23 protein-coding genes and 2 pseudogenes are annotated in these 26,397 nt (G+C 67.8%); 14 read left to right on the top strand and 11 right to left on the bottom strand.

Annotated elements, in window-relative coordinates:
* Window positions 1-13 precede the first annotated feature (13 nt).
* From pflA to CXB49_RS15340, 7 genes and pseudogenes are all read left to right on the top strand, one after another.
* Window positions 14-793 carry a pyruvate formate-lyase-activating protein gene (pflA, locus tag CXB49_RS15375; RefSeq protein WP_101709220.1) on the top strand — a complete coding sequence of 260 codons (780 nt, stop codon included), beginning with the start codon at window positions 14-16 and terminating at the stop codon, window positions 791-793.
* Window positions 794-893: 100 nt separating this feature from the next.
* On the top strand, window positions 894-1,637 hold the full coding sequence (locus CXB49_RS15370) for a copper homeostasis protein CutC (protein ID WP_101710730.1): 744 nt from the start codon (window positions 894-896) through the stop codon (window positions 1,635-1,637).
* Between the two features lie 178 nt (window positions 1,638-1,815).
* A complete protein-coding gene (gene ggt, locus CXB49_RS15365; RefSeq protein ID WP_101709219.1) occupies window positions 1,816-3,471 on the top strand; it encodes a gamma-glutamyltransferase in 1,656 nt (551 codons plus the stop codon).
* A gap of 35 nt (window positions 3,472-3,506) precedes the next feature.
* Entirely contained in the window at window positions 3,507-3,932 is a 426-nt protein-coding gene (locus CXB49_RS15360; RefSeq protein ID WP_101709218.1) for an N-acetyltransferase, read from the top strand.
* 106 nt (window positions 3,933-4,038) lie between these two features.
* A pseudogene (locus tag CXB49_RS23625) lies at window positions 4,039-5,244 on the top strand (methyl-accepting chemotaxis protein); the annotation flags it as partial.
* A gap of 61 nt (window positions 5,245-5,305) precedes the next feature.
* Window positions 5,306-5,689, top strand: a complete 384-nt coding sequence (locus CXB49_RS24480) for a hypothetical protein (protein WP_369826583.1) — start codon at window positions 5,306-5,308, stop codon at window positions 5,687-5,689.
* A gap of 191 nt (window positions 5,690-5,880) precedes the next feature.
* A complete protein-coding gene (locus CXB49_RS15340; protein WP_158300891.1) occupies window positions 5,881-7,530 on the top strand; it encodes a methyl-accepting chemotaxis protein in 1,650 nt (549 codons plus the stop codon).
* A gap of 27 nt (window positions 7,531-7,557) precedes the next feature.
* Here the strand turns inward: CXB49_RS15340 and CXB49_RS15335 are convergent, their stop codons facing one another.
* The 6 genes from CXB49_RS15335 to CXB49_RS15310 all read right to left on the bottom strand — a co-directional run bounded on the left by CXB49_RS15335 (window position 7,558) and on the right by CXB49_RS15310 (window position 13,225).
* Window positions 7,558-8,307 (bottom strand): LytTR family DNA-binding domain-containing protein, encoded by a 750-nt coding sequence (locus tag CXB49_RS15335; RefSeq protein ID WP_101709215.1) that lies wholly within the window; start codon window positions 8,305-8,307, stop codon window positions 7,558-7,560.
* 9 nt (window positions 8,308-8,316) lie between these two features.
* Window positions 8,317-9,225 (bottom strand): sensor histidine kinase, encoded by a 909-nt coding sequence (locus CXB49_RS15330; RefSeq protein WP_101709214.1) that lies wholly within the window; start codon window positions 9,223-9,225, stop codon window positions 8,317-8,319.
* Entirely contained in the window at window positions 9,218-9,490 is a 273-nt protein-coding gene (locus CXB49_RS15325; protein WP_101709213.1) for a hypothetical protein, read from the bottom strand. The genes CXB49_RS15330 and CXB49_RS15325 overlap by 8 nt, the downstream gene beginning before the upstream one ends.
* Before the next feature lie 177 nt (window positions 9,491-9,667).
* The gene (locus tag CXB49_RS15320) at window positions 9,668-11,380 is read right to left on the bottom strand and encodes an ABC-F family ATP-binding cassette domain-containing protein (RefSeq protein WP_101709212.1); all 1,713 of its coding nucleotides are present in this window, start codon (window positions 11,378-11,380) and stop codon (window positions 9,668-9,670) included.
* 279 nt (window positions 11,381-11,659) lie between these two features.
* The gene (locus tag CXB49_RS15315) at window positions 11,660-12,664 is read right to left on the bottom strand and encodes a DUF1176 domain-containing protein (RefSeq protein WP_158300890.1); all 1,005 of its coding nucleotides are present in this window, start codon (window positions 12,662-12,664) and stop codon (window positions 11,660-11,662) included.
* 63 nt (window positions 12,665-12,727) lie between these two features.
* Complete coding sequence (locus CXB49_RS15310; RefSeq protein ID WP_101709210.1) at window positions 12,728-13,225, bottom strand: methylated-DNA--[protein]-cysteine S-methyltransferase; 498 nt, start codon at window positions 13,223-13,225, stop codon at window positions 12,728-12,730.
* Window positions 13,226-13,392: 167 nt separating this feature from the next.
* Between CXB49_RS15310 and CXB49_RS15305 the strand changes: the two genes are divergently transcribed.
* Window positions 13,393-13,932: a hypothetical protein gene (locus CXB49_RS15305; protein ID WP_101709209.1), complete on the top strand. Its 540-nt coding sequence runs from the start codon at window positions 13,393-13,395 to the stop codon at window positions 13,930-13,932.
* 34 nt (window positions 13,933-13,966) lie between these two features.
* Here the strand turns inward: CXB49_RS15305 and CXB49_RS15300 are convergent, their stop codons facing one another.
* The gene (locus CXB49_RS15300) at window positions 13,967-14,866 is read right to left on the bottom strand and encodes a LysR family transcriptional regulator (protein WP_101709208.1); all 900 of its coding nucleotides are present in this window, start codon (window positions 14,864-14,866) and stop codon (window positions 13,967-13,969) included.
* A gap of 123 nt (window positions 14,867-14,989) precedes the next feature.
* Here CXB49_RS15300 and CXB49_RS15295 point away from each other — a divergent pair, with 123 nt between their 5' ends.
* The gene (locus tag CXB49_RS15295; RefSeq protein WP_233492822.1) at window positions 14,990-16,417 is read left to right on the top strand and encodes an MFS transporter; all 1,428 of its coding nucleotides are present in this window, start codon (window positions 14,990-14,992) and stop codon (window positions 16,415-16,417) included.
* A gap of 85 nt (window positions 16,418-16,502) precedes the next feature.
* Window positions 16,503-16,853: a DUF1304 domain-containing protein gene (locus CXB49_RS15290; protein WP_101709206.1), complete on the top strand. Its 351-nt coding sequence runs from the start codon at window positions 16,503-16,505 to the stop codon at window positions 16,851-16,853.
* A 3-nt stretch (window positions 16,854-16,856) separates the two neighbouring features.
* Here CXB49_RS15290 and CXB49_RS24475 read toward each other — a convergent pair.
* Window positions 16,857-17,764, bottom strand: a pseudogene (locus CXB49_RS24475) (LysR family transcriptional regulator).
* 99 nt (window positions 17,765-17,863) lie between these two features.
* Between CXB49_RS24475 and CXB49_RS15280 the strand changes: the two are divergent.
* The 4 genes from CXB49_RS15280 to CXB49_RS15265 all read left to right on the top strand — a co-directional run bounded on the left by CXB49_RS15280 (window position 17,864) and on the right by CXB49_RS15265 (window position 21,863).
* The gene (locus tag CXB49_RS15280; protein ID WP_101709205.1) at window positions 17,864-19,201 is read left to right on the top strand and encodes an aspartate aminotransferase family protein; all 1,338 of its coding nucleotides are present in this window, start codon (window positions 17,864-17,866) and stop codon (window positions 19,199-19,201) included.
* Window positions 19,202-19,227: 26 nt separating this feature from the next.
* Window positions 19,228-20,721: a CoA-acylating methylmalonate-semialdehyde dehydrogenase gene (locus CXB49_RS15275; RefSeq protein WP_101709204.1), complete on the top strand. Its 1,494-nt coding sequence runs from the start codon at window positions 19,228-19,230 to the stop codon at window positions 20,719-20,721.
* 71 nt (window positions 20,722-20,792) lie between these two features.
* Window positions 20,793-21,362, top strand: a complete 570-nt coding sequence (locus CXB49_RS15270) for a GNAT family N-acetyltransferase (RefSeq protein WP_101709203.1) — start codon at window positions 20,793-20,795, stop codon at window positions 21,360-21,362.
* Window positions 21,363-21,422: 60 nt separating this feature from the next.
* Window positions 21,423-21,863, top strand: coding sequence for an SRPBCC family protein (locus CXB49_RS15265; RefSeq protein WP_101709202.1), 441 nt, complete (start codon window positions 21,423-21,425; stop codon window positions 21,861-21,863).
* 57 nt (window positions 21,864-21,920) lie between these two features.
* Here CXB49_RS15265 and CXB49_RS15260 read toward each other — a convergent pair whose 3' ends face one another.
* The 3 genes from CXB49_RS15260 to CXB49_RS15250 form a co-directional block, all read right to left on the bottom strand.
* A complete protein-coding gene (locus CXB49_RS15260) occupies window positions 21,921-23,264 on the bottom strand; it encodes a chitinase (RefSeq protein WP_101710729.1) in 1,344 nt (447 codons plus the stop codon).
* Window positions 23,265-23,487: 223 nt separating this feature from the next.
* Window positions 23,488-24,825 carry a chitinase gene (locus tag CXB49_RS15255; protein ID WP_233492821.1) on the bottom strand — a complete coding sequence of 446 codons (1,338 nt, stop codon included), beginning with the start codon at window positions 24,823-24,825 and terminating at the stop codon, window positions 23,488-23,490.
* Window positions 24,826-25,150: 325 nt separating this feature from the next.
* Window positions 25,151-26,275 (bottom strand): MBL fold metallo-hydrolase, encoded by a 1,125-nt coding sequence (locus tag CXB49_RS15250; RefSeq protein ID WP_101709200.1) that lies wholly within the window; start codon window positions 26,273-26,275, stop codon window positions 25,151-25,153.
* Window positions 26,276-26,397 lie beyond the last annotated feature (122 nt).

The following is a 26,397-nucleotide window of genomic DNA, read 5'->3' as shown; positions in this document are numbered from 1 at the left end:
CGGAGATACGGCAATGACCCCACCCATCGCCGCCGATCACACCGCCCAGGCTGTCGGTACCGACACCATAGGCTATCTGCATTCCACCGAGAGCGGCGCCGGCGTCGACGGCCCCGGCATGCGCTTCGTGTTTTTCACCTCGGGCTGTCAGTTCCGCTGCCTGTACTGCCACAACCCGGATACCTGGAAGCTGCACAACGGCCGCCAGGTCACGGTGGAGCAGGCGCTGTCCGAAGTCGCTTCCTACGCCCGCTTCCTCAAGTTCGCCGGCGGCGTCACCATTTCCGGCGGCGAGCCGCTGATGCAGCACGAGTTCGTCGGCGAGCTGTTCCATGCGATCAAGCAACGCTTCGGCCTGCATACCGCGCTGGATACCCAGGGTTTCCTGCACGAGCGCGTGTCGGACGAGTGGTTCGACGACGTGGATCTGGTGATGCTGGACATCAAGCATTCCGATCCCGACCAGTACCTGGCCCTGACCGGCCAGCCGCTGCAGCCGACGCTGGACTTCGCCCGGCGCCTGCAGCGGCTGGGCAAGAAGATGTGGATACGCTATGTGCTGGTGCCCGGCCTGACCGACGGCGACGCCGACATCGAGCGGCTGGCCGACTTCGTCGCCGGGCTGGGCGATGTGGTGGAACGGGTGGAAGTGCTGCCCTTCCATCAGCTGGGCAAGGACAAATGGGCGCAGCTGGGCATGGCGTACCAGCTGGACGACACGCCTATCCCCACCCCGGAGCAGGTGGCGCAGGCGCGCGCGCTGTTTGCCGGCCGCGGGCTGAAAGTCACCTGACGCCGTCAAGTTGTTCTCCCAGACCGCCGCCGGCGGTCTTTTTTTTGCCGGCGCGGGCACCATGGCGTCGGCGCGCGGTCTGTCCAGTAAGGAGATTGAAATGGGCAAGCTGCTGGAAATCTGCGCCGGCTCGCTGACATCGTGCCTGGCGGCGCAAGACGGCGGCGCGCAACGCGTCGAGCTGTGCGACAACCTGGAGGCGGGCGGCACCACGCCGTCCTGGGGCATGTTGGCGGTGGCGCGGGAGCGTCTGGAGATTGGGCTGCACGCCATCGTCAGGCCGCGCGGCGGCGATTTTCTGTATTCGGCGGCCGAGTTCGAGGTGATGGCGCGGGACATCGACGTCTGCCGCCGGCTCGGCGTCGACGGCGTGGTGATCGGACTGTTGACCGCTGATGGCGATATCGACGTCGCCAGAACCCGACAGCTGGTCGAATTGGCCGCGCCGATGGCGGTGACTTTCCATCGGGCTTTCGACCTGGTGTGCGACCCGAGCCGGGCGCTGGAGGATGTGATCGCCGCCGGCTGCCACCGCTTGCTTAGCTCCGGGCAGGCGGCGACGGCGGCTGAGGGCGCGGCGTTGCTGGCCGGCCTCCGGCAGCAGGCCGGCGCGCGGCTGACGGTGATGCCCGGCGCCGGCATCGCCGCCGACAATATCGCCGGGCTGGCGCGGGCGACCGGCTGTCGCGAGTTCCATGCCTCGGCGCGGACCGAGATGGCGAGCGGCATGCGGTTTCGCCGCGCCGGCGTCAGCCTGGGTCCGCCGGGCGCCGACGAATACGCGCGCCGGGAGACCTCGGTCGATCTGGTGCGGCAATTGCGCGCGGCGCTGGAGCGGCTCTGAGCGGTTTTCGGCGCCGCGAAGCGCGACGCGCCGGCGGGACCGGGCGCCAACGCCGGACTATTCGTACGGCAAAGCAACGCGATACCGGATCATTGGCGGATTTTGCTTGCCATGTCTGGCGCATTTGCCCAACAAATGGCATAAGAACGCTATGTCCTTCTTGTTGAGGAGCTGTGCGATGGGCTTTCCGTTCCGCAAGGCGTTGGCGAGTGGCTTGTTGTTGCTGAGTCTGCCGGCATGGGCCGGCCAGGGCGCGGTGGCGTCGCCCGACCGTTACGGCGCCGAAGTGGCGGCGCGCATCCTGAAAGAGGGCGGCAACGCGGTGGACGCCGCGGTGGCCACTGCCTTCGCGCTGGCCGTCACCTATCCGGAGGCCGGCAATATCGGCGGCGGCGGCTTCATGACGCTGTATCAGGGCGGCAAGCCGTATTTCCTCGACTACCGCGAAACGGCGCCTAAGGCCGCCGGCCGCGACATGTATCTGGACAAGGACGGCAAGGTGGTGCCGGGCATGAGCCTGGTCGGCGCCCGCGCGGCCGGCGTGCCCGGCACGGTGATGGGCCTGTGGCAGGCGCACCAGCGCTTCGGCCGCCTGCAATGGAAGCAGCTGCTGCAGCCGGCGATAGGCTATGCCGAGAACGGCTTCACCGTGGCCGACAAGCAGTTCCAGTACCGCGGCGAGGCGGTGCAGCTGTTCGCCGGCAAGACCAATTTCGCCGACTACTTCGGCAAGATGAAGGGCGGCGAGACTTTCCGCCAGCCCGAGCTGGCGGCGACGCTGAAGCGTATCGCCAGCTACGGCGCCTTCGATTTCTACCACGGCGACACCGCCAAGCTGTTGATCGCGCAAATGAAGCGCGACAAGGGCCTGATCACCGCCGACGATCTGCGGTCCTACCGCGCGCGCTGGCGCGAGCCGATCCGGATAGACTGGCGCGGCAACGCCGTCTATACCGCGCCGCCGCCCAGCTCCGGCGGCATCGCCCTGGCCCAGCTGTTGGAGATCAAGCAGCAGCGGGCGTCTGACTTCACCGGCGTGGCGCTGAATTCGGCGCGCTACATCCACCTGCTGGCCGAGATCGAGAAGCGGGTGTTCGCCGACCGCGCCGACTACCTCGGCGACCCGGATTTCGCCAAGGTGCCGACCGCCGAGCTGACCGATCCGGCCTATCTGAAGCGCCGCGCCGCCGAGATCCGGCCGGACTCGATCTCGCCGACGCCGGACGTCAAGCCGGGGCTGGAGACCCGCCAGACCACGCATTTCTCCATCGTCGACCGCTGGGGCAACGCGGTGTCCAACACCTACACGCTGAATTTCGACTTCGGCAGCGGCGTGGTGGTCAAGGGCGCGGGCTTTCTGCTGAACGACGAGATGGACGATTTCAGCGCCAAACCCGGCGTCGCCAACGCCTTCGGCGTGGTCGGCAAGGACGCCAACGCCATCGCGCCGGGCAAGCGCATGCTGTCGTCGATGGCGCCCACCATCGTCACCCGCGACGGCAAGGTGACGCTGGTGATAGGCACGCCCGGCGGCTCGCGCATCTTCACCTCGATCTTCCAGGTGCTGAGCAATCTGTACGACTTCAAGCTGCCGCTGCAGCAGGCGGTGGCCGCGCAGCGGGTGCATCACCAGCTGCTGCCGAAGGACACCATCTTCTACGACGAATACGCGCCGCTGGGCGGCCTGGCCGCCGAGGAGCTGAAATCGATGGGCTACACGCTGAAGGACCAGGGCTGGCGCATGGGCGACATCCAGGCGGTGAGGGTGGACGGCGACAAGACCGAGACCGCGTCGGACCCGCGCGGTCGCGGCGTCGGCATCGTCGTCGACTGAACGAGTTTTTGACAGCGAGAAAAAGAGCAAGACTTATGCAGTACGGAACCGTGTTGAACGACGTGGCGGACCCGCGGACCAGAGCGGCGATCGCCGCCCCGCTGGTCGCCTATAACGATGCGCGAGTCGGTCCCGGCGATCACCAGCCGCTGGTGATCCAGGTGGAGGACGGCGAGGGGCGAATCGTCGGCGGCCTGTGGGGCTATACCCGCTATGGCTGGCAGTACACCGAGCTGCTGGCGGCGCCAGCCGACGCGCGCGGCCAGGGGCTGGGACGCCGGCTGATGGAAGAGGCGGAGGCCGAGGCGCGGGCCCGCGGCTGCGTCGGCGCCTGGGTGGACACCCACAGTTTTCAGGCGCCGGGCTTCTACGAGGGGCTGGGTTACAGGCGCTTCGGCGAGCTTGAAGACTACCCGCCGGGCCACAGCCGCGTCTTTTTCCGTAAAGATTTGAAGCCGTAGGTCGTTCCGCCGCCGGGAGGCGGCGGAAAATCATGCTTGGTGATTGATCCTAGTCTCAACTAAAACGCTATGTGTATCTACTTAGTCAAGTAGACAGGAGCATAGCGTGACTCAATTCCTTTCCCAATTCAGCATCCGGCTGAAAATATTCGGCCTGATCTTTCTCGGCATCGCCGCCGCGCTGATCATCGGCCTCAACGGCATTTTCGGCGCCTCCAGCATGTTCCAGCTGACTACCGACATGCACGACAACATGTTGCAGCCGGTGCACTGGCTGGGCCAGGCCGCCAAGCAGGCGGCCTACGTCAGTCGTTCCGACTATCGCTTCATCGCGGAGTCCGAGAAGTCGCAGATGGATCAGGTTCAGGCCAATCGCGACAAGTTCGAGGCGAAGATGAAGGGTTTTCTCGACCAGTACCGCAAGACCGAGCTGACGCCGCCTGAGGTCGAGGCGCTCAAGCGCTTCGACGCCGCCTGGGAAGCGATGGAGGCGCCGTGCAAGCAGGTGCGCGACCTCAGCTATACCGACACCGGCAACGGCGAGAACAACAAGAAGGCGCTGGTCATCATGGCCAAGCAGTGCCGGCCGCTGTTCACCGCCGTCGACGACATCCTGACCGAGCTGTCCGACATCAACACCAAGCTGGCCGACAAGGCACTGGTCGACGCGCAGGGGCAGTACCAGCACGTGAGGAACATCGCCATCGTGGTGCTGGCGATCGGTCTGGTGCTGTTGCTGGGCCTGGGCCTAGCGATTCAGGGCGGCATCGTCGGCAGCTTGCGCATCGCCGGCGCGGCGATGGAGAAGATAGGCGGAGGCGATCTGACCGGCGAGATCCGGCCGCAAGGCAGGGACGAGGTGGCCGACATGATGCGCTCGCTGGCCGATACCCAGCAGCGGCTGCGCGGCACGGTCGGCGAGATCGTGCGCTCGGCGGCCAGCGTCGCCGCCACTTCGGAGGAGCTGGCGGCGTCGACCGAAGAGGTCAGCGCCAGCATAGGCCAGCAGGTCAATGCCACCTCCAGCGCGGCGGCGTCGATCGAGGAGCTGACGGTCAGCATAGACTTGTGCGCCAGCAACGCCACTCAGGCAAACGAGCAGGCGGCGGAGGCCGGCCAGCAGGCCAAGGCCGGCAACAAGGATGTGCAGGACTCGACCGTCCGGGTCAAACGGGTCAACGAGAGCGTCGCCAGCTCGGCCGACAGTCTGGAGTCGCTGTCCGATCAGGCGCAGCAGATAGGCAGCATCGCCACCGTGATCAAGGACGTGGCGGACCAGACTAACCTGCTGGCCTTGAACGCGGCCATCGAGGCGGCGCGGGGCCGGCGAACAGGGCCGCGGCTTCGCCGTCGTCGCCGACGAGGTCAGGAAGCTGGCCGAGCGCACCACCAGCTCGGCGCAGGAAATCACCAATATGATAGGCAAGATCCAGGAAGGCGCGCGAGAGGCGGTGGACGGCATGCGCAGCAGCCGCGAGATCGTCGCCGACGTGGTGGTGGCGGCCGAGAACGCGTCGGCCACCATCAGCACGGTGGAAGAGCGCGCCGCCGGCGTGGTATCGGCGATCAACGAAATCGCAATGGCGGTCGGCGAACAGCGCCAGGCCAGCACCGAGCTGGCCGGCAGGGTCGAGGCCATCGCCCAGATGTCCAAGGAGAACGGCATCGCGGTCGACGTGTTCTCGCAGGCCACGCGCGAGTTGGCGATGGTGGCCGAGCAGCTGCAGCAGACCACGCTGGCTTTCAAGCTGGAGTAGCGCGATTGGCGACGGGGATGGAGCCCGGATTCATCGGGGTCCGTTCTTTGCAATTGGTGTCCATGTTTTGCGGAGGAGGCGGGAGGCGGACGCGGCATCGTCCGAGTCTGTGAGAATGATGATTTGTTATTGGTTTGTATTACAGCTAGAAATCTAAATGTATCAATTGCTTACAAATTTTGGAGTGCGGTGTGACGCAATTTCTCTCTCAGTTCAGCATCAGGCTGAAAATCTTCAGCCTGATCATCGTTGGCATCGCCGCCGCGCTGATCATCGGCCTCAACGGCATCTTCGGCGCCTCCAGCATGTTCGAGCTGACTACCGACATGCATAACAATATGCTGCAGCCGGTGCGCTGGCTGGGTCAGGCTGCCAAACAGGCGGCCTATGTCAGTCGTTCCGATTACCGTTACATCGCGGAAAGCGAAAAAGCGGTGATGGACCAGATTTCGGTGAAGCGTGAGACGCAAGAGGCCGAGGTGAGGCGATACCTGGATATGTATCGCAAGACCGAGTTGACGCCTCCCGAAGTGGACGGGCTGAAGCGCTTCGATGCCGCCTGGGCGGCGATGGAGGTGCCGTGCAAGCAGGTGCGCGAGCTCAGTTATACCGACACCGGCAACGGCGAGAACAACAAGAAGGCGCTGGCGCTGATGGCCAAGCAGTGCCGGCCGTTGTTCCAGGCCGCCGACGATGTACTGACCGAGCTGGCCAATATCAACACCAAGCTGGCCGACCAGGCGCAGCAGGAGGCCGAAGCGAAATACCAGCAAGTGCGGATGATGGCGATTTCGGTGCTGGTGCTCGGTCTGTTGCTGCTGCTGGGGCTGGGCCTGTCGATCCAGGCCGGCATCGTCGGCAGCCTGCGCGCCGCCGGCGTCGCGATGGATAAGATAGGCAACGGCGATCTGACCGGGGACATCCGGCCGCAGGGCAGGGACGAGGTGGCCGACATGATGCGTTCGCTGGCCGCTACCCAGCAGCATCTGCGCGGCGCGGTCGGCGAGATCATACGCTCGGCCGCCAGCGTCGCCGCCACTTCGGAGGAGTTGGCGGCGTCGACCGAACAAGTCAGCGCCAGCATAGGCCAGCAGGCCAACGCCACGTCCAGCGCGGCGGCGTCGATAGAGGAGCTGACGGTCAGCATAGACCTGTGCGCCAGCAACGCCGGCCGGGCCAACGAGCAGGCGGCGGAGGCCGGTCAGCAGGCCAAGGCCGGCAACCGCGATGTGCAGGATTCCACCACCCGGGTCAAGCGCGTCAACGAGAGCGTCAGCAGTTCCGCCGACAGTCTGGAGTCGTTGTCGGTGCAGGCGCAACAGATAGGCAGCATCGCCACCGTGATCAAGGACGTGGCGGATCAGACCAATCTGTTGGCGCTGAACGCGGCCATCGAGGCGGCGCGGGCCGGAGAACAGGGCCGCGGCTTCGCGGTGGTGGCCGACGAAGTCAGGAAGCTGGCCGAGCGGACCACCAGTTCGGCGCAGGAAATCACCGACATGATAGGCAAGATCCAGGACGGCGCGCGCGAGGCGGTGGACGGCATGCGCAGCAGCCGGCAGATCGTCGCCGACGTGGTGGTGGCGGCCGAGAACGCGTCGGCCACGATCAGCACGGTGGAAGAGCGCGCCGCCGGCGTGGTGTCGGCGATCGGCGAGATCGCGCTGGCGATGGGCGAGCAGCGTCAGGCCAGCACCGAGCTGGCGGGACGGGTCGAGGCCATCGCCGGGATGTCCAAGGAGAACGGCGTGGCGGTGGACGTGTTCTCGCAGGCGACCCGCGAGCTGGCGATGGTGGCCGAGAAGCTGCAGCAGACCACGCTGGCCTTCAAGCTGGAGTAAGCGTTTTCGGCGGCAAGCGGCCGCGGGCTACATCCGCTGGAACAGGTGGGCGTAGCTGCGGCTGACCTCCAGCGGCTCCGAATAGCCGCGCAGCCTCAGTTGCATGCCGCGCTCGTCGCGGCGCACCTGCTCGATGGCGGACACCCGTACCAACGTCGAGCGGTGCACCTGCCAGAATTCGTCCGGATCCAGCTGCGGCAGCAGTTCCTTGATCGGCATCCGGATCAGCGCCTCGCCGCCGGTGGTCTGCACCCGGGTGTATTTCTCGTCTGACTGGAAGAACAGCACCTCGTCGGTGGCGATCATCCGCATCGCGCTGCCCACCGACGCGCGTATCCAGCGCAGGTAGGCTGGCTTTTCCAGCTGCCGGCTCAGCTGGCGCAGCGCGGATTGCCAGTCGGGCGGGGCGGCTTCCGGCGCCCGTTGCTGCCAGCGCTGGCGCGTGCGCGCCAGCCTGTCGTCTTCGACCGGCTTCAGCAGATAGTCGATGGCGCCTTCCTCGAAGGCCTGGATCGCGTACTGGTCGTAGGCGGTGACGAAGACCACCGGGCACAGTCCGTCCAGCTCCATCGCGGCGGCGATGCCGCTTTGCACCGGCATGGTGATGTCCAGGAAGGCCAGGTCGGGTCGGTGCTCGCGCGCCAGTTCCACCGCCTGGCCGCCGTCGCGCGCTTCGGCGACGATGTCCAGCTCCGGCCAAACCCGTTCCAGCGCCGCGCGCAACTGCTCGCGCATCAGGCGTTCGTCGTCGGCGATCAGGGCGGTCAGCTTGCTCATGGTTTTCTTTCAGCTCAGGGCGAAGGGCAGGGCGATGGTGGCGCGGGTGCCGCCGGTCTCGGGCGCTTCCAGCGCCAGCTCGGCCTGTTGTCCGTACAGCAGGGCCAGCCGTTCGCGGATATTGGCCAGGCCCATGCCCTGGCCGGGCAGCTCGGGGAAGCCGGCGCCGTCGTCGCGCACTTCCAGCCTGAGCTTGCCGTCCAGCACCTTGGCGTGAATCTCGATCGAACCGCCTTCGGCCTTCGGCTCCAGGCCGTGCTTGATGGCGTTTTCCACCAGCGTCTGCAGCATCATCACCGGGAAACGCGCCGGCAGCAATGATTCCGGCACGGCGATCCGCACCTGCAGCCTGTCCTCCATCCGCAGCTGCATGATTTCCAGATAGGCGCGCGACAGCTCCAGTTGCAGGCTCAGGCTGGTTTCGCCGGGCGAGTCGCGCCATTCCGGCAGCGAGGAGCGCAGGTAGCGGATCAGCGCTTTCTGCATCGACAGCGCCCTGGCGGGCGAGTCTTCCATCAGCTGGCATACCGACGACAGGGTGTTGAACAGGAAGTGCGGCTCGATCTGCGCCTGCAGCGCGCCCATCCTGGCTTCGGCCAACTGGCGTCGCAGCGCTTCCAGTTCGGCCTGTTGCTCGGCCTCCTCGCTGCGGGCGATGGCCTGGTCGGCGGCCTGCTCGGCCTGGTGCTTGCCCAGGGCCAGGATCTTGACCAGGATGGCGACCAGGGCCAGCGTCACCACCAGCATGTGGAGGTTGAGGATGCCGCCCAGCATCAGGCCCAGCAGGATGACCAGCGCCAGCCGGCCCCAGCCCAGTCTCGCCACCATGTCGACGAAGCCCCACCAGCCTCTTTCCACGGTTTTCAGAATCATGCCGACGTGGTCCTGACTGGCGGCCGAGTGGTTTTTATTATCCATGTTTCACCTCATTGCGCGGCGACGGGAGCTTGAAGCCAGCCTGGCGGATCAGCCGCTTGGGCATGGAGAAGTCCAGCGACAGCCAGACCAGCACCGCGGGCACGATCACGGCATTGACGGCCAGCATGGTCAGCAGCGCGGACAAGACAAGATGGCCCCAGTCGAGATTGCCTATCCAGCCCGTCAGTTGCATCCAGTATGCCGGCACATGATGGCAGAGCTGGATCAGAGCGTCCAACAGCGCAATGGTGTCGAGGTGGTTCATGATGCTTCTCCTGTGTTGGTTTGTGATGTGACTGTAGGAGAGCGCCGCCGGGGGCGATATCGACATGCGACGGACTGGCGGAAGCGTGGGATGAAACGCGTTTGGGGCCGATGAAACGCAGCCGGTTGGTCGGGAAAAAGCCCCCCCGGAACGCCGCGTGGCTTCCGGGGGAGCGGTTTACAGGCCCAAGGCGCGTTCAAGCGCCCGCATTTCGCTGCGCCATGCCTGCTGCTGTTGCGGTTTCTGGTGCCTGGGCTTGCGGGCCAGATCGGCGTCGAGCAGCGCCTCCAGCTCGCACAAGCGCAGCCATTGCGCGTCCTCGCCGCTTGCCTGTGACGGCAAGGGGGCGCCGGATGCCGGGGCTGGCCGGTCCGTCGCTTCGGCGGGCGCGGTGAACAGCGCGGCGTAGGCGCTGTCGGCGTCCGGCCATTCCCGCAGCCGGCCGTCGCCGAGCACCCAGAAACGGTTGCAGCCGGCCTCGATCAGCTCCCGGTCGTGGGAGACCAGCAGCGCGCCGCCGGGGAAGGCGGCCAGCGCCTCAGCCAGCTCGCGCTTGCCGTCCAGGTCCAGGTGATTGGTCGGTTCGTCCAGCCACAGCAGGTGGTGGCTGGCCAGCGACAGCGCCAGAAACAGCAGACGCGCCCGCTCGCCGCCGCTGAGCGTGTCCACCCGTTGATCGTGGCGCGAGTAGGCGAAGCCGGCGGCGATCAGCGCGTGCCGGCGCGCCGTTTCCGGCAGCGGCGCCAGCGGATGGAGGGCGTCGAGCAGCGTCGCCTCGTCGGCCAGCTGCCGCAGCGACTGGTCGTAATAGGCGATGCTGGCCGCCGGATGCCAGCGCCAGCCGGCTTGCGGTTCGCCGTGCTGGACATCGCGCCAGCACTGGCGCAGCAGCGACGATTTGCCGGCGCCGTTGGCGCCCAGCAGCGCGACCCGGTCGCCGGGGCGCAGCCACAGGCCGGCGGCGCTGAACAGCGGCGGCAGGCCGGACGCCGCCGACACCGGCAGCGATTCGAAGGCCAGCAGGCTGTCGGCCGACAGCGCCTGCCCCTTGAGCGCGAGCCGCCACGGACTGCCGCGGCTGACGAAGGTCTGCTCGTCCTTCAGCCTGTCGACGCGCTTTTCCATCGACTTGGCCTTGCGCACCAGTTTCTCGTTGTCGTGTTCGCGGCCCCAGATAGCCAGCCGCTTGCTGCTGGCGGCGAGGCGGTCTATCTCCTTCTGTTCGCCGGCGCGGCGGGCATGGGCGGCCGCGTCGGCGTCGGCCAGTTCGGCCAGCGCCTGGCCGCAGGGCAGCTCGAAACGGTACAGCCGCCCGTCGCGCATCACCCAGCTGTGGCGGGTGGCGCGGTCCAGCAGTCGGGCGTCGTGCGACACCAGGATGAAGCCGCCTGGCCAGCGGCAGAGGAAATCCTCCAGCCACAGCAGCGACGGCAGGTCCAGGTGGTTGCTGGGCTCGTCCAGCAGCAGCAGATTGGGCTGGCGCAAGACCGCGCGGCCCAGCAGCAGCCGGGTGTGCTGGCCGCCGCTGAGGTCGGCGACCTGCGTGTCGGCCTGGGCGTCCAGCTCCAGCTCGGCCAGCAGGCTGTCGACGCGCCAGTATTGATCGGCCTCGACCGCCTGCCTGAGCGCCTGGCGCGCGCTCAGCGCGTACAGTTGTTCGGGCAGGTGTTGTTCGACATGTTGCAGCCGGCAGGCGGACGCGTACTGCACCTCGCCGCCGCTCGGCTCCAGCTGGCCGGACAGCAGTCTCAGCAGCGTGCTCTTGCCGCAGCCGTTGTGGCCGATCAGGCCGATGCGGTCGCCGAGTTTGACGGTGAAGGACAGATCGTTGAACAGCGGGCCGTGGCCGGCGTCCAGTCGTACGGAAAGGGCGGAAATCAGGGTTGTCATGCGTGTGCTCTCGCTTGCTCGGGACGCGACGGTCCCTGTCAACAGGCGCGCTGGCGACAACGGGGATGAGTCGAGAAAGGACTCTGGATGGGGAGTGTGGCTTTGCTCGAACCCGCTTATCGCAGCGCGATGGATGGCAGGCAAGAGCTTTCAAATGCGCTGAACAAGCGAGCCAGCATGATTGGGCGCGCAGGGAAAACCATATTTACCTCCTTTCTTTTCTGAAAACGGTGGAAGATTGCGCAGTATAAGGCAGCCGGCGCGCCGGCCGCCAGCTGGTCAATGCTGCCGGCTGACCCAGGTGCGCAGCGGCACGCCGCCGGGAATGCCGCGGCATTGCGGCGCCTCCTCGGCCGACATCAGCTGGAAGTCCCCGCCGGTCCAGGCCCAGCTGGCGCCGCCGCCGCAATCGCCTATGCCGCGGCCCTTGGCGTAGCTGGACAGCACGCCGCGCTCGAAGGCGGCGCCGATCAGCGGCGCGTCCTTGCCGTCCTCGTCGCGCGGCATTGCCGCGCGGCTTCGGAACGGCGGCTTGTCGTCGACGATCCAGGCCTTGTAATTGCTCTGGTAGGCGGCGCGGCCGCACTCGCGAAGCACCAGCAACTGGCTGGCGCCGAGCCGATACAGTTCGGCGTCGGGCTGTTCGGCGTCCGGCTGTTCGTTCCAGCATGTCGCGTCGGCCGCCTTCAGCCGTTTCAGCAGCGCCGGCAGCAGCGCCTTGTCGCCGGGGCGCGCCGCCGGCGTTGCGGCCGGCGCCACCAGCGGCGCGGTCGGCGCCGGCGGCACGGCGGACTCGGGCTTGTCGCCCGGCCTCGCCAGCGCGCCGCGGGTGCCGATCCGGCCCTGGATTTCGTCGATTTTCAACAGCGCGGCCTTCAGTCCGGCCAGCGACAGGGTCCAGCGGCGGCGGCCGTCGTCCAGCGTCATCGCGTCGGCGTCGCGCATCGCGGCCAGCAGCAGCGCGGCGCGCGCCGGAGCAAAGGCCTGGTCCGGCGTGATGCCGGTCCATTTCAGCTTGCCGACGCGCAGCGTCAGCGCGCCTATCTTGCCGTCGTCCGGATCGGCCACGCTCAAGCGGCCGGCCATGGCCGAGCCGGGGCCGGCGGTGCGCGTCAGCAGCAGCGCGACCGGATTGTCGCCGTCTTCGGCCTGGCTGCCGCTGGCCTGGCAACGGCGGATATTGTCGCAGGCGACCGCCCAGTCCTTGAAGGTGTATACCCGCGCCCAGGCGGGCAGGGCCAGGGCGAGCAGCAGCGGCGCGATCGCCGCGTGTTTGATTGTCATTGTCATCGTCTCCGGTTTCCGGCAGGGAACGGACGCCGCCGGAAAAAGATCGTGAAGCGGCGCTTAGCCGCCGAACAGCCCCGGCGGCGCGCTGCGTTCCAGCTCGAAGCGCAGCAGCGCCGCTTTCAACGGCAGGCCGCCGGCGTAGCCGGTCAGGCTGCCGTCGGCGCCGAGCACGCGGTGGCAGGGCACGATCAGCGCGATCGGGTTGGTGGCGTTGGCGCGGCCGACGGCGCGCGCGCCGTCCGGCGTGCCCAGCACCCGCGCCAACTCGCCGTAGCTGACGGTGGAGCCGTAGGGGATGCGGCGCAAGGTCGCCCACACCTGCTGCTGGAACGGCGTGCCGCGCGGGGCGAGCGCCAAGTCGAATTCGCGGCGATCGCCGGCCTGGTATTCGGCCAGCTGGCGCGCCACTTCGGACAGCGCCGCGTCGTCGCGCGCGCCGGTCAATTGCACGGGGTCGGGGCGGAACAGCAGCCGCACCAGCGCGCCGTCGGCGTCCAGGCAGGCGGCGACCGGGCCGAAATAGGTGTCGATCAGGCCGTGGCGCAAGGCGTTCATTGCAAGAAGCTCCATTATTGAATGACATATGATGGCATGCCGGCGATGATTTCATGAATCTGGAATTGGCGAAAGACGGCCCGCCGCTCACAAGCGGACGACCGCGGCGTTCCTGGGTTTAGTCGGCGTTTCGATCGACATTGTCTTCTCATCCATTGGAGTCCGATATGCCTAATCCCGTCACGCCCCAGCAAACCGTCGACGCGCTGAATGCCGCGCTGGCGCAGATGAGCCCGCCGGGCGATCCCGTCGACACCCTGGACACCGGCGAGATGTCCGATCCGGCCTGGTCTTGCAACACCTTCGCCCCGCTGCTGCTGGAGAAGGTCTGCGCCGAGATCGGCGTCGATCCCTACTCGCTCGACACGGAGTCGTACGTCGCCGGCGCGGCCTTGCCGCAGGCCTTCCCGAACCAGAGCTTCGTCAATATCTCGATGATGGGCGAGCCGTCCGCGCTCAATCATAATTTCAATATTTTGGTCGACGGCTACACGGTATGGCTGATCGAGGCCTTTGTCGATCAGACGGTGCCCATCGTCAAGCGTTTCGATTCCGCCGTGTTTTTCCAGCTGTGGAACAGTCTGTCGGGAGGCGGCAACGGCGACTGGAGCGACGCCTATATGACGCTTTTCAGCGTGGGGCCCGACCAGGTGGTGTACCCGTTGCCGCAGAACACCTGGCTGCATAATCAGTATGTGACGTCGTAAGCCGGCCGGCATCGCTTCGACGCCGTCGCCGGCTTCAGGGCGCGGCGTCGTCGCAGACCTGCTTGACGGCGTTTCTCAGCCACTGGTGCGCCGGGTCGGCGTCCATCCGCGGATGCCAGAGCATGGAGACGGTGATGTCCGGCACCGCCAGCGGCAGCGGGAAGCTGATCAGGCCGTCCCGCAGATAGCGGGTGTGCCGCCCAGGCACGGTGGCGATCAGCTCGTCGGCGCGGGCCAGCGCCAGCGCGGCGGAGAAGCCGCCGACGGTGACGGCGATGTCGCGCCGCAGTCCCAGGCCGTGCAACGCCAGGTCTATCCGGCTGTCGCCCCGGTCGCGCCGCGCCGCCAGGATGTGGCGGCCGGCGGCGTAGCGTTCGGCCGTGACTTCGCCGGCGGCCAGCGGGTGCGATTGCCGCACCACGCCGACGAAGCGGTCGCGGAACAGCGCGCGCATGCGCAGCTCCGGACCGGCGCCGTCGCCGACGACCCCGATTTCCAGATCGACGTCCCCATTGCGCAGCGGTCCGCTGTCCTTGTCCAGCTTGAGCAGAAAGCGCAGCCGCGCGCCCGGCGCCTCGGCGTGCAGCCGGGCGATCAGCGGCGGGCCGAAGTTCTCGGCGAAGCCGTCGCTGGCGCGCAGCGTGAAGGTGCGTTGCAGCGCGGCCAGGTCCAGGGTTGGAGGCGGCGCCAGCGTCGCCTGCGCTTCGCGCAGCAGCGGGCCGACCCGCTCGCGCAATGCCAGCGCGCGCGGCGTCGGCACCAGGCCGCGGCCGGCGCGCACCAGCAGCGGGTCGCCGGTGGCCAGGCGCAGGCGGGCCAGCGCGCGGCTCATCGCCGACGGACTGAGCCGGAGCCGGCGCGCGGCGCGCGCGACGCTGCCTTCGGTCAGCAGCGCGTCGAGCACGATCAGCAGGTTCAGATCGGGCGTGGTCATGGCGGCACCGTATCACATTCATAGATGGCGTTGCATGCACTTATATAGTGCAAGACGTGCGTCTTCCGCCGCTATTGATCCGGGCTTACGCTGCAGACGGTCAATGAACGGATGGAGAAGGTCATGGAAACAACATCAGGCAAAGCCGGCGCGTCGCCGCGCTGGGGCATGGCCAGCCTGTCGCTGGCGATGCTGCTGGCCTCGCTGGGCACCAGCATCGCCAATGTGGCGCTGCCCGAGTTGTCGCGGCGATTCGGCGCGTCGTTCCAGCAGGTGCAATGGGTGGTGCTGGCCTATCTGCTGACCGTCACCGCGCTGATCGTCGGCGCCGGCAGGCTGGGCGATCTGCTCGGTCGGCGCCGGCTGCTGCTGTCGGGCATGGCGCTGTTCGCCGCCGCCTCGCTGCTGGCGGCATGGTCGCCGTGGTTCGGCGGCCTGGTCGCGGCGCGGGCCGTCCAGGGGGCGGGGGCCGCGGTGATGATGGCGCTGAGCATGGCCTTCGTCGTCGATGTCGCGCCCAGGGACGCCATCGGCCGCGCAATGGGCTGGCTGGGCACGATGTCGGCGGTCGGCACCGCGCTGGGGCCGTCGCTGGGCGGCGCGCTGATCGCCGCCTGCGGCTGGCGCAGCATCTTTCTGTTGCAGGCCGCGCTGGGGGCGGCGGCTTTCGCGCTGGCCCGGCGCTGCCTGCCGGAGGCGGCGCGGCCTGCGCGCGGCCGTCTCGGCGGTTTCGACCTGGCCGGCACCGCGCTGCTGGCGCTGGCCGCGTCGGCGTACGCGCTGGCGATGACGGCGGGACATGGCCGCTTCGGCGCCTTGAACGCCGCCTTGCTGGCGGCGGCGCTGTGCGGCGGCGCGTTGTTCGTCTGGCGGCAGCGGCGCGCCGCCGCCGAACCGTTGCTGAGACTGGAGATGATGCGCGATCCGGCGTTGAGCGGCGGCATGGCGATGAGCGCCCTGGTGGCGGCGGTGATGATGGTGACGATGGTGGCGGGACCGTTCTATCTGGCGCGCACGCTGGGTTTGGGGATGGCGGCGGTCGGATTGGCGCTGTCGGCCGGGCCGCTGGTGTCGGCGTTGTCGGGCCTGCCGGCCGGCGCGGCGGTGGATCGCTTCGGCGCGCAAGGCGTGATGCGGGCCGGGCTCGCCGCGATGCTGGCCGGGGCCGCGGCGCTGAGCCTGAGCCCGCCGGCCTGGGGCGTGCCGGGCTATCTCGCGCCGCTGCTGCTGCTGACCGTTGGCTACGCCCAGTTTCAGGCGGCCAACAATACCCAGGTGATGGCCGGCAGCGACGCGAGCCGGCGCGGCCTGGTGGCCGGTTTGCTGAATCTGGCGCGCAATCTGGGCCTGGTGACCGGCGCGGCGGCGATGGGGGCGGTTTTTGCCGCGGCCACGGGAACGGACCAGCTGGCGACCGCGGCGCCGGAGGCGGTGGCGCGCGGCATGCACGTCGTTTTCGCAGCGGCGGCCGGCCTGATCGCGCTGGCGCTGGCGATTTCGCTGGGCGGGGCAAGACGGCAAGCTCTTGCCGCGGCGGCCGGCGATCGCTAGGATTTTGCCCTGATGGAATATTTCGCGATGCGCGGCATGATGGCCCGACTGCGGCCGGCGCCGCGCATCGATTTCAGGAGAAATCATGAGTCTGATCGCCGATGTCGTCGTCGCGCTGGTGGCGCTGCTGCACGTTTATTTCCTGGCGCTGGAAATGTTTCTGTGGGACAAGCCGCTGGGCATGAAGACTTTCCGGCTGACGCCGGAGCGGGCGCGCGACACCAAAGTCTTGGCCGCCAACCAGGGCCTGTACAACGGTTTTTTGGCCGCCGGCCTGGCCTGGGGCTTGTGGCTGGGCGCGGCCGGCTTGCAGATCAAGTTGTTCTTCCTCGGCGTGCTGGTGGCCGGCGTGTTCGGCGCCGTCACCGTCAATCGCCGAATCCTGTTCGTGCAGGGGCTGCCGGCGGCGCTGGGCATCGCGCTGCTGTGGCTCTGAGATTCAGCCGCTGCGCTCCAGCTCCTGCAAAAAGCGCTCCAGCACCAGGTTGGCGCGCCGCCCCTTTCTGACGGCCAGCGCCAGCGGCGCGTCGTAGCGGCAGGCATCCGGCAGCAGCGGCCGCATCTGGCCCTGCGCGACCCAGCCGGCGGCGAAGTGATCGGGCAGATAGCCGATGTAGCGGCCGCTGAGGATCAGGAAGGCGATGCCCTCGCGGTCCGAGGCGGTGGCCGCCGGCTTCAGCCGCTGCTGCAAGGCCTGGGCCTGCGGCGGCAGCCGGTAGCCGGGCGCGACGGCGTCGGCGGCGGCGAGCTCCGCCTCGCTCAAGGCGTCGTCGGGCCGCGCGAACAGCGGATGCTCGCGGCTGCAGTAAAGTTGGGAGCGTTCGTCGTACAAGGCAGGTAGTCGAGGCCGGACAAGGGCTGGATCATCGGCACCACGCCGGCGTGCAGCTGGCCGTCCAGCAGGCCGGTCTCGATGTCGCTGGGCGTCATCATGCCGATATTGATGCGCACGTCCGGGCCCTGTTCGCCCAGCGCCTGCAGCGCGCGGGTGATGCGCATCTTCGGCAGCGTCACCAGATTGTTGACGATGCCGATGTTCAACTCGCCGCGCAGCCGGCGGTGCAGCAGGTTGACCTCGCTGCGGAAGTCCTCCAGCGCCGCCAGCAGCGTCTGGCTGGCGCGCAGCACCTCGCGTCCCTCGTCGGTCAGCGAGAAGCCGGCGCGGCCGCGCTGGCACAGCCGGATGCCGAGGCGCTGTTCCAGGTCTCCCATCTGCAGGCTGATTGCCGAGCGGCTGATGCCCAGCACGCCCTCGGCGGCGGAGAAGCCGCCGCACTCGGCCACCGCGCGAAACAGCCGCAGCAGCCGGATATCGAAATCGCTGACCTGACCCAGAGCGCGCTTCATAAGTTGAGTGCTATCTAATCTGAACGTAAGAAAGATAGCATTTAACTCACGCAATGTCCGGCGCATGCTGTGGCCATACTCCTGCGATAGGCGACCACGATGAACCCGCTGACCACCCGTTCCGAATTCGACCGTCTCGACCTGCGCGCGCACTGGATGCCGTTCAGCGCCAACCGCGATTTCCAGCGCGATCCGCGGCTGATCGTCGCCGGCGACGGCAACTATCTGACCGACGCCGACGGCCGCCGCGTGTTCGACAGCCTGTCCGGCCTGTGGTGTTGCGGCGCCGGCCACAGCCGCAAGGAGATCGCCGAGGCGGCCTACCGCCAGTTGTCGACGCTGGACTACTCGCCGGGCTTCCAGTTCGGCCACCCGCTGTCGTTTCGGCTGGCCGAGCGGCTGGCGGCGATGGCGCCGGGCGAGCTGAACCACGTGTTCTTCACCAATTCCGGCTCCGAGTGCGCCGACACCGCGGTGAAGATGGCGCGCGCCTACTGGCGGCTGAAGGGCCAGGCGTCCAAGACCAAATTGATAGGCCGCGCGCGCGGCTACCACGGCGTCAACATCGCCGGCACCAGCCTCGGTGGCATCAACGGCAACCGCAAGCTGTTCGGACCCTTGATGGACGTCGATCACCTGCCGCACACCTTGCTGCCGGCCAACGCCTTCAGCCGCGGCCTGCCCGAGCGCGGCGCCGAGCTGGCCGACGATCTGCTGCGGCTGATCGAGCTGCACGACGCGTCCAATATCGCCGCGGTCATCGTCGAGCCGATGGCCGGCTCGGCCGGCGTCATCGTGCCGCCGCGGGGCTATCTGCAGCGCCTGCGCGAGATCTGCGACCAGCACGGCATCCTGCTGATCTTCGACGAGGTGATTACCGGTTTCGGCCGTACCGGGGCGATGTTCGGCGCCGATCACTTCGGCGTGACGCCGGACATCATGAACCTGGCCAAGCAGCTGACCAACGGCGCGTTGCCGATGGGCGCGGTGGTGGCGACCAGCGAAATCTACGAGGCCTTCATGGCGCAGGCGACGCCGGAGTACGCGGTGGAGTTCGCCCATGGCTACACCTACTCGGCCCATCCGGTGGCCTGCGCGGCGGCCTTGGCGGCGCTGAACGTGTTGGAAAACGAAAACCTGGTGGCGAAGGCCGCCGAGCTGGCGCCGCATTTCGAGCGCGGCATCCACGGCCTGAAGGGCCTGCCGCATGTGGTGGACATCCGCAATTGCGGCCTGGCCGGCGCGGTGCAGATCGCGCCGCGCGGGGGCGACGCCATCGTGCGGCCGTACGAGGCGGCGATGGCGCTGTGGCGCAACGGTTTCTATGTCCGCTACGGCGGCGACGCGCTGCAGTTCGGCCCGCCATTCACCACCACGCCGCAGGAGCTGGACAGTCTGTTCGACGCCGTCGGCGAAACGCTGGCCAAGCTGGCCTGATTGATCAATAAAACGAGAAACCTGAAATGACGACTTTGCAGCATCTGATCAACGGCGAGGCTTGCGATGGCGGCGGCCGCCGCGCGGCCGTGTTCAATCCGTCCATCGGCGAGGCGATCGCCGAAGTCCAATTGGCCGACGCCGCCACCGTCGCGCGGGCGGTGGCTGCCGCCCAGGCGGCGTTTCCCGCCTGGCGCGACACGCCGCCGGCCAGGCGGGCCCAGGTCTTGTTCCGCTTCAAGCAGCTGCTGGAACAGCGCGAGGCCGAGATCGTGCCGCTGATCAGCCGCGAGCACGGCAAGACGCTGGAGGACGCCGCCGGCGAATTGAAGCGCGGCATCGAGAACGTCGAATACGCCTGCGCCGCGCCGGAGCTGCTGAAGGGCGAATACAGCCGCAACGCCGGCCCCAATATCGACGCCTGGAGCGATTTCCAGCCGCTGGGCGTGGTGGCCGGCATCACGCCGTTCAACTTCCCGGCCATGGTGCCGTTGTGGATGTACCCGCTGGCCATCGCCTGCGGCAATACCTTCATCCTCAAACCGTCGGAGCGCGATCCCAGCTCGACGCTGCTGATCGCCCGGCTGCTGCACGAGGCCGGCCTGCCCCGCGGCGTGCTCAATGTGGTGCACGGCGACAAGGAGGCGGTGGACGCGCTGCTGGCCGCGCCGGAAGTCAAAGCCGTCAGCTTCGTCGGCTCGACGCCGATCGCCGAATACATCTACGCCGAGGGCAGCCGGCGTGGCAAGCGGGTGCAGGCGCTGGGCGGCGCCAAGAACCACGCGGTGGTGCTGCCGGACGCCGATCTGGACAACACCGTCAACGCCTTGATGGGCGCGGCCTACGGCTCCTGCGGCGAGCGTTGCATGGCCATATCCGTCGCCGTCTGCGTCGGCGATCAAGCCGCCGACGTGCTGATCGGCAAGCTGACGCCGCAGATTCAGGCTTTGAAAGTGGGGCCGGGCACCTCGGCCGGTCTGGACATGGGGCCGCTGGTGACGCGCGCGCATCTGGACAAGGTTGGCGGCTATATCGCCGACGGCGTCGCGGCCGGGGCCGAGCTGGTCGTCGACGGCCGCGGCATCCGCGTGCCGGGACACGACGGCGGCTTCTTCCTCGGCGGCTGCCTGTTCGACCGGGTGACGCCGCAGATGCGCATCTACCAGGAGGAGATCTTCGGCCCGGTGCTGTGCGTGGTGCGCGTGAATAGCCTGGAAGAGGCGATCGCGCTGATCAACGCCCACGAATACGGCAACGGCACCTGCATCTTCACCCGCGACGGCGAGGCGGCGCGGCTGTTCGCTGACACGGTGGAAGTGGGCATGGTCGGCATCAATGTGCCGCTGCCGGTGCCGGTGGCCTATCACAGCTTCGGCGGCTGGAAGCGGTCGCTGTTCGGCGACCTGCACGCCTACGGCCCGGACGGCGTGCGCTTCTATACCCGGCGCAAGGCGGTGACCCAGCGCTGGCCGCAGCGCGCCAGCCACGAGGCCTCGCAGTTCGCCTTCCCCAGCTTGTAAAAACGCGGCCGTCCGCAAGGGCGGCCTGTTTCGCTGGCATAATGGCGATGTCCTGATCCCGTCCGCCCGCGATGAAACGCCATTCCGTCACCGCCTCCGTTGTTACCGCCCGCTGGTCCATCCGCCGTCTGGGCGCGTCCGAGATCGATCAGGATTGGCTGGCCGATTTCCAGCGCCGGCAACAGGTGACGCTGGTGTATCGAGGCAGGCCGGACGACAGACGGATCGTCGCCGAGCCGTTCATCGACGACTGGTCGCAGGACGAGCGGCGCGAGCTGTGCCGGGAGCTGGCCGCGATGGCCGGCGACGGATTGGTGCTGGCGGCGACGGCCGCGGGGCGGTTGGCGGGTTTCGCCGCCGTTTCGCCGCAGAGCTTGGGGCCGGACGGCGAATATCGGCAGCTGAAGGAGCTGCAGGTCGATGAGCGCTGGCGGGGCAGGGGGCTGGGCCGCGAGCTGATGCAGGCGTGCATCGCCGGCGGCCGGGCCATCGGCGCGCGCCGGCTGTACGTCTCCTCGCATTCGGCCATCGAGACGGTATCGTTTTACGAGCGCTGCGGCTGCGTGCCGGCGCGCTGGCTGCACGGCCCGCAGGTGGCGCTCGAGCCTTTCGACTGGCAGATGGAGCGGGATCTGCGATAGCGCAATGCCGGTGTGCTATCGTGCCTTGGAAATCGTTTCCCCGCAGACAAGGAGCCAGCCATGCCGAACACGATACGCCTGCACCGCGTGCTGAGCGCGCCGCCGGAACGCGTCTACCGCGCCTTCATCGATCCGCTGGCCCTGGCCAAGTGGCTGCCGCCGGCCGGCTTCGTCTGCGAAGTGCTGGAGCAGGACGCGACGGTAGGCGGCGGCTACCGTATGGTCTTCACCAATTTCTCGCACGGCCAGTCGCATGCCTTCGGCGGCCGCTACCTAGAGCTGAGGCCGGGCTGCATCCGTTACACCGACCGCTTCGACGACGCCGACCTGCCCGGCGAGATGACGACGACGATCACGCTGGAGACGCTGTCCTGCGGCACCGATCTTTCGATCACGCAGGAAGGGATTCCGGACGCGATTCCGCCGGAGAACTGCTATCTGGGCTGGCAGCAGTCGCTGCAGCAGCTGGCGGCGCTGGTGGAGCCGGAGATTCCGGGCTAGGTCCGGAAGCGTCAAAAAGCCGGGCGTGCGCCCGGCTTTGCTTAGGCGGCGGGCCGCTCAGTTGGACGGCGCCCACGGATCGCCGGCGCCGGGCGTGTTGCCCTGGGTCCACCACTTCGCGCAGTACTTCTTGCTCTGGTACATCACGCAGGCGCCGGCGGAGTAGGCGGTGCTGGCCGACCATTGCTGCAGGCTGCCGCCCTGTTGCAGCCATACCGCCGCCTGGCCCGGCACGTCTCCCTGGGTCCACCATTGCGCCTTCCAGGTGGCGCCGGCGTAGGTGACGGTGTCGCCGGCGTTGTAGACCTGGCCGGCCGACCAGGCTTGGCCGCCTACCGGGCCGCCGTCGCCGCCGCCGTAGTTCGGGTCCTGGGTGACGCCGCTGCCCCAATGGTCCTTGAAGCCCTTGAACGCGTTGGCGAAGGCGTTGGGCGTCTGCACGATGCCCGAGCATTGCGCGTCGACATAGCTGCCGTTGCCGGGGCAGGACTTGTCGCGGCTGATGGACCACATCGACAGCAGGCCGAAGTTGTTGCTGTTGGCCATGCCGTACAGCGCGCCGGCGTTGGCGACGCTGAAGGCCTCCGGCTGGGTGTCGTTCAAGCCTATCATCGGCGTCACGCCGACCTTCTGCCACAGCTGGGCGTCGGTCAGCGTCTGGCCGTGCGCCTTGTAGGCGGCGTCCAGCTGGCCGTACAGCGCCTGGGCGGCCTGTTTGGCGGCCGCGCCCATGTCGGCGGTGCCCTGGCCGTAGTCCATCGCCATGATGTTGACGGTATCCAGCGCGACGCCCTTGTCCAGCGCGGACTTGAGTACCGACAGGCCGGATTGGGTCAGGCCGAAAGGCATCACCGACAGCGTCAGCGACACGTGCAGGGTCTTGCCCTTGGCCTGGAAGCTCTTCTGCAGGGCCGCCACCACTTCGAAATTGCGGCTGTTGGCGGCGGCATCGTCCTGCGCCGTGCCCTCGACGTCGAAATCGACGCGGTTCAGCTGATAGGCGTCCAGCACGGTCTGGTAGGCGGCCTGCAGACTGGCGTTGCTGGTGCAAGCCTGTTGCAGCGGCGTGCCGTTGGCGCCGCCGAAGGACACCATCACCTCGCCGCCCTTGTTGCGGAAATTGGCGATGCCGCTGGAGATGGCGCCGAGCTGCGGATCGGCGCTATTGCCGGGAATGGCCAGCACGCCGCCCCAGGACGGCGCGCAGCCGCCTTTGGCGACGACGAAGGCCAGCGTGAATTGCTGTATGCCCTGGTTGACGCCTATCTTGTCCAGCTGCGGCGTCGGCCACAGCGTCATGTCGACATACGGCGCGAAGGCGCGGGCCTGGACGGCGGGGCTGGCTAGGCCGGCCGCGACGGCGACGGCGACGGCGGCGGCGATGGTTATCGGTTTTATCATCAGCATTCTCCGGCGATGCGCATCCGCCAGTGGGGGCCGATGCGTGGTTTGGGTTCATCAACATGCCGTCGTTGGACAGCAGTTACCCAATATACGCATTTGGAGTAAAAGCTCAATAGAGAACGCGCGCTCGCTTTTGATGTTGATCAAGCTATGCCGCATCGGTGGCGGCGGATGGCAAAAAGCCGGGCTGGCGCCCGGCTTGATCGTTGGCGATGGGCGCTCAGTCGGCGCGCGCCCATGGCGCGCCGCTGGTCGGCATTCCGCCTTGGGTGTCCCGCGCCGAGCAATACTTGAAACCCAGATAGAGGGCGCAAGCGCCGCTCTGATAAGGGACCAGGGCGTTCCATGGCTGCAACGGGCCGCTAAGCTGCCGCCATGACGGCGACTGGCCCGGCACGTCGCCCCGGCTCGAATAGGACGGCGTTTCCCAGATCACGTCGGGGCTGGGGTAGGAGATGACATCGCCGGCCTGATAGGCATGGTCGGCGGACCAGCGCTGAACGGTGGCCGGGCTGCCGCCGTCGTAGTTGGGGTCCTGGCTGACGCCCAGGCCCCAATGCTCGCCGAAGCCATGGAAGGCGTCGGCGAAGGCGTAAGGGGTCTGCTCGATGCCCGAGCACTGCGCGTTGACGTAGTGGCCGTTGTCCGGGCAGGGCTTGTCGCGGTTGATGGACCAGATCGACAGCAGGCCGAAATTGTCGCTGTCGGCCATGCGGTACAAGTCGGCGGCATTGGCGACGCTGAAGGTTTCCGACGGGCTGTTGTTCATCCCTATCATCGGCGTCACGCCTATCTTCTGCCATAGCAGGGCGTCGGGCAAGATCAGGCCGTGCGCCTTGTAGGCGGCGTCCAGCTGGCCGTACAGCGCCTGGGCCGCCTGTTTGGCGGCGGCGCCCATGTCGGCGACGGCTTGGCCGTAATCCATCGTCATCAGATTGACGGCATCCAGCGCCACGCCGTTGTCCAGCGCCGAATTCAGCACGGCCTTGCCGTCGCCGTTCAGGCCGGAGGGCATGGCGGGCAGCGTCAGCGACACATGCAGCATCTTGCCCTTGGCCTTGAAGTCCTTCTGCAGTGCCGCCACCGTCGAGAAATTGCGCGTGTTGGCGGCGGTGTCGGCCTGGGCCGCGCCTTCGATATTGAAGTCGATGCGGTTCAGATGGTAGGCGTCGAGCACGGTCTGGTAGGCGGCCTGCAGGCTGGCGTTGCTGGCGCAGGCCTGTTGCAGCGAGGTGCCGTTGGCGCCGCCGAAGGACACCATCACCTCGCCGCCCTTGTCGCGAAAACGGGTGATGCCGTTGCGGACGACGCTCAACTGCGGATCGGCGCCGTCGCCGGGGATCGGAAGCACGCCGCCCCAGCTGGGTTTGCAACCGTCCTTGGCGACGACGAAGGCCAGGGCGAATTGCTGTATGCCCCTGTTGACGCCCATCTTGTCTATCCTGGGCGTCGGCCACAGCGTCATGTCGACGTAGGGGGCGAAGGCGCGGGCCTGGATGGGGGGACTGCTGATGCCGGCGATGAGGGCCAGCGTGGAGGCGATGGCGAGTGTTTTCATCATGAACTCCTTCGATTTGGTGGTAAGCGTCTGTTCAACGTCTTGCGCGAGCGTCGCAGCGCGGCCAGAAAAGACGCCGGACCGGCGCCAAGCGGGGTCTGACAAGCGGCGTCATCGATAACACGCCATCGTCACCCAGCGATCGCTTGGCGCGTGTTCGAAGTAGAACAGGGGGAGGGAGGAGAGGCGGCGCTCGGCGCCGTTTTTCAGACAAATCGCCGCAATGGCGTCCGGCGGGCGAGGCGGGGAAAGGCCGGCCGCCAGGCTCCAGCGGGCGGCTGGAAAAGGACCCGGAGCCTGGCGCGGCGATCCGGGTCGCGGATATTCAGTCCAGCGGCCAGGGCATGGATTTCGGCAGCGGCGCGTCCGCTTCCTCGGCGGCAGGCGCCGGCGGGGCCGGCACGCTGTCCACCTCGCGCCACCATGGCGCGGCGCGCTCGGCATGGGCCGGCTCCATTGCCTCCCCCAGCCGCGGCATCATCAACTGGACGTTCTGCCGCTCGCTTTGCGCCAGCAGCGTTTCCGCCGGCTCGTCCCAGGCGTGCATCGCCAGATTGAAGGTGCCCCAGTGCACCGGCAGGAAGGCGCCGCCGCCGAGCAGCTCCAGCGCCTTCAGCGCATTGTCCGGGCCTAGGTGGATATCGCCCCAGGCCGGGTGGAAAGCGCCCACCTCCAGCATCACCAGATCGAAACCGCCCAGTCGCTGCCGGATTTCGGCGAACTGGCCGCTCAGGCCGGTATCGCCGCTGAAGAAAACCGAATGGCGCGGCGTGCGTATCGCCAGCGACGACCACAGCGTGGCGTTGCGGTCTTTCAGGCCGCGGCCGGAGAAGTGCTGCGACGGCGTGGCGGTGACGGTCAGGTCGGCGTTCGGGTGATGGTAGCTTTCCCACCAGTCCAGCTCGGTGATGCGCTGCGGCGCCACGCCGAAGGCCTCCAGATGGGCGCCGACGCCGAGCGACGTCACGAAGGGCACGTCGGTCTTGGCCAGTTCGCGTATCGTCGGGTAGTCCAGGTGGTCGTAGTGGTCGTGAGATACCAGCACCAGGTCCAGCGGCGGCATGTTCTTCAGGCGCACCGGCGCCGGCTGGAAGCGCTTGGGGCCGGCCAGCCGGGTCGGCGACGCGCGCGGCCCCCAGACCGGATCGGTCAGCACCCGCAAGCCGTCTATCTCCAGCAACACGGTGGAGTGGCCCAGCCAGGTGGCGCGCAGGCCGGAGCCGGCCGGCCGCCCCCAGGCCTCGCGCGGGTCCAGCGCCGGCAGCGGGCCTTGCGGCACCCGGCGTTCGCCGCCGCAGAGGAAGTCGCCGAGCGAAGGCATGCGCGCCGCCGGATCGCGCAGCTCAGGCGGAATCGGGTAGAGGTTGCGAAAACCGTTGCCGGCCCACAGCGGGGACGCCCGCATGCGTTCCAGCCTGTCGCCGGATGCTTTCTTGCCGAGGGATTTCATGCGGTGCTCGCTTTCAGGGCGCGGCTGGCGGGATGCCGCCGCGCGTCGATGGCGGATGATGCCGCCTTGCTCATGTAGTGATGATAGTGGAGGCGCCGGCGAGCGAATCAAGAGCGGGTCCG

The sequence above is a fragment of the Chromobacterium sp. ATCC 53434 genome (genome assembly GCF_002848345.1).
Taxonomy (GTDB): domain Bacteria; phylum Pseudomonadota; class Gammaproteobacteria; order Burkholderiales; family Chromobacteriaceae; genus Chromobacterium.
This window is presented reverse-complemented; position numbering and strand designations above follow the sequence as displayed.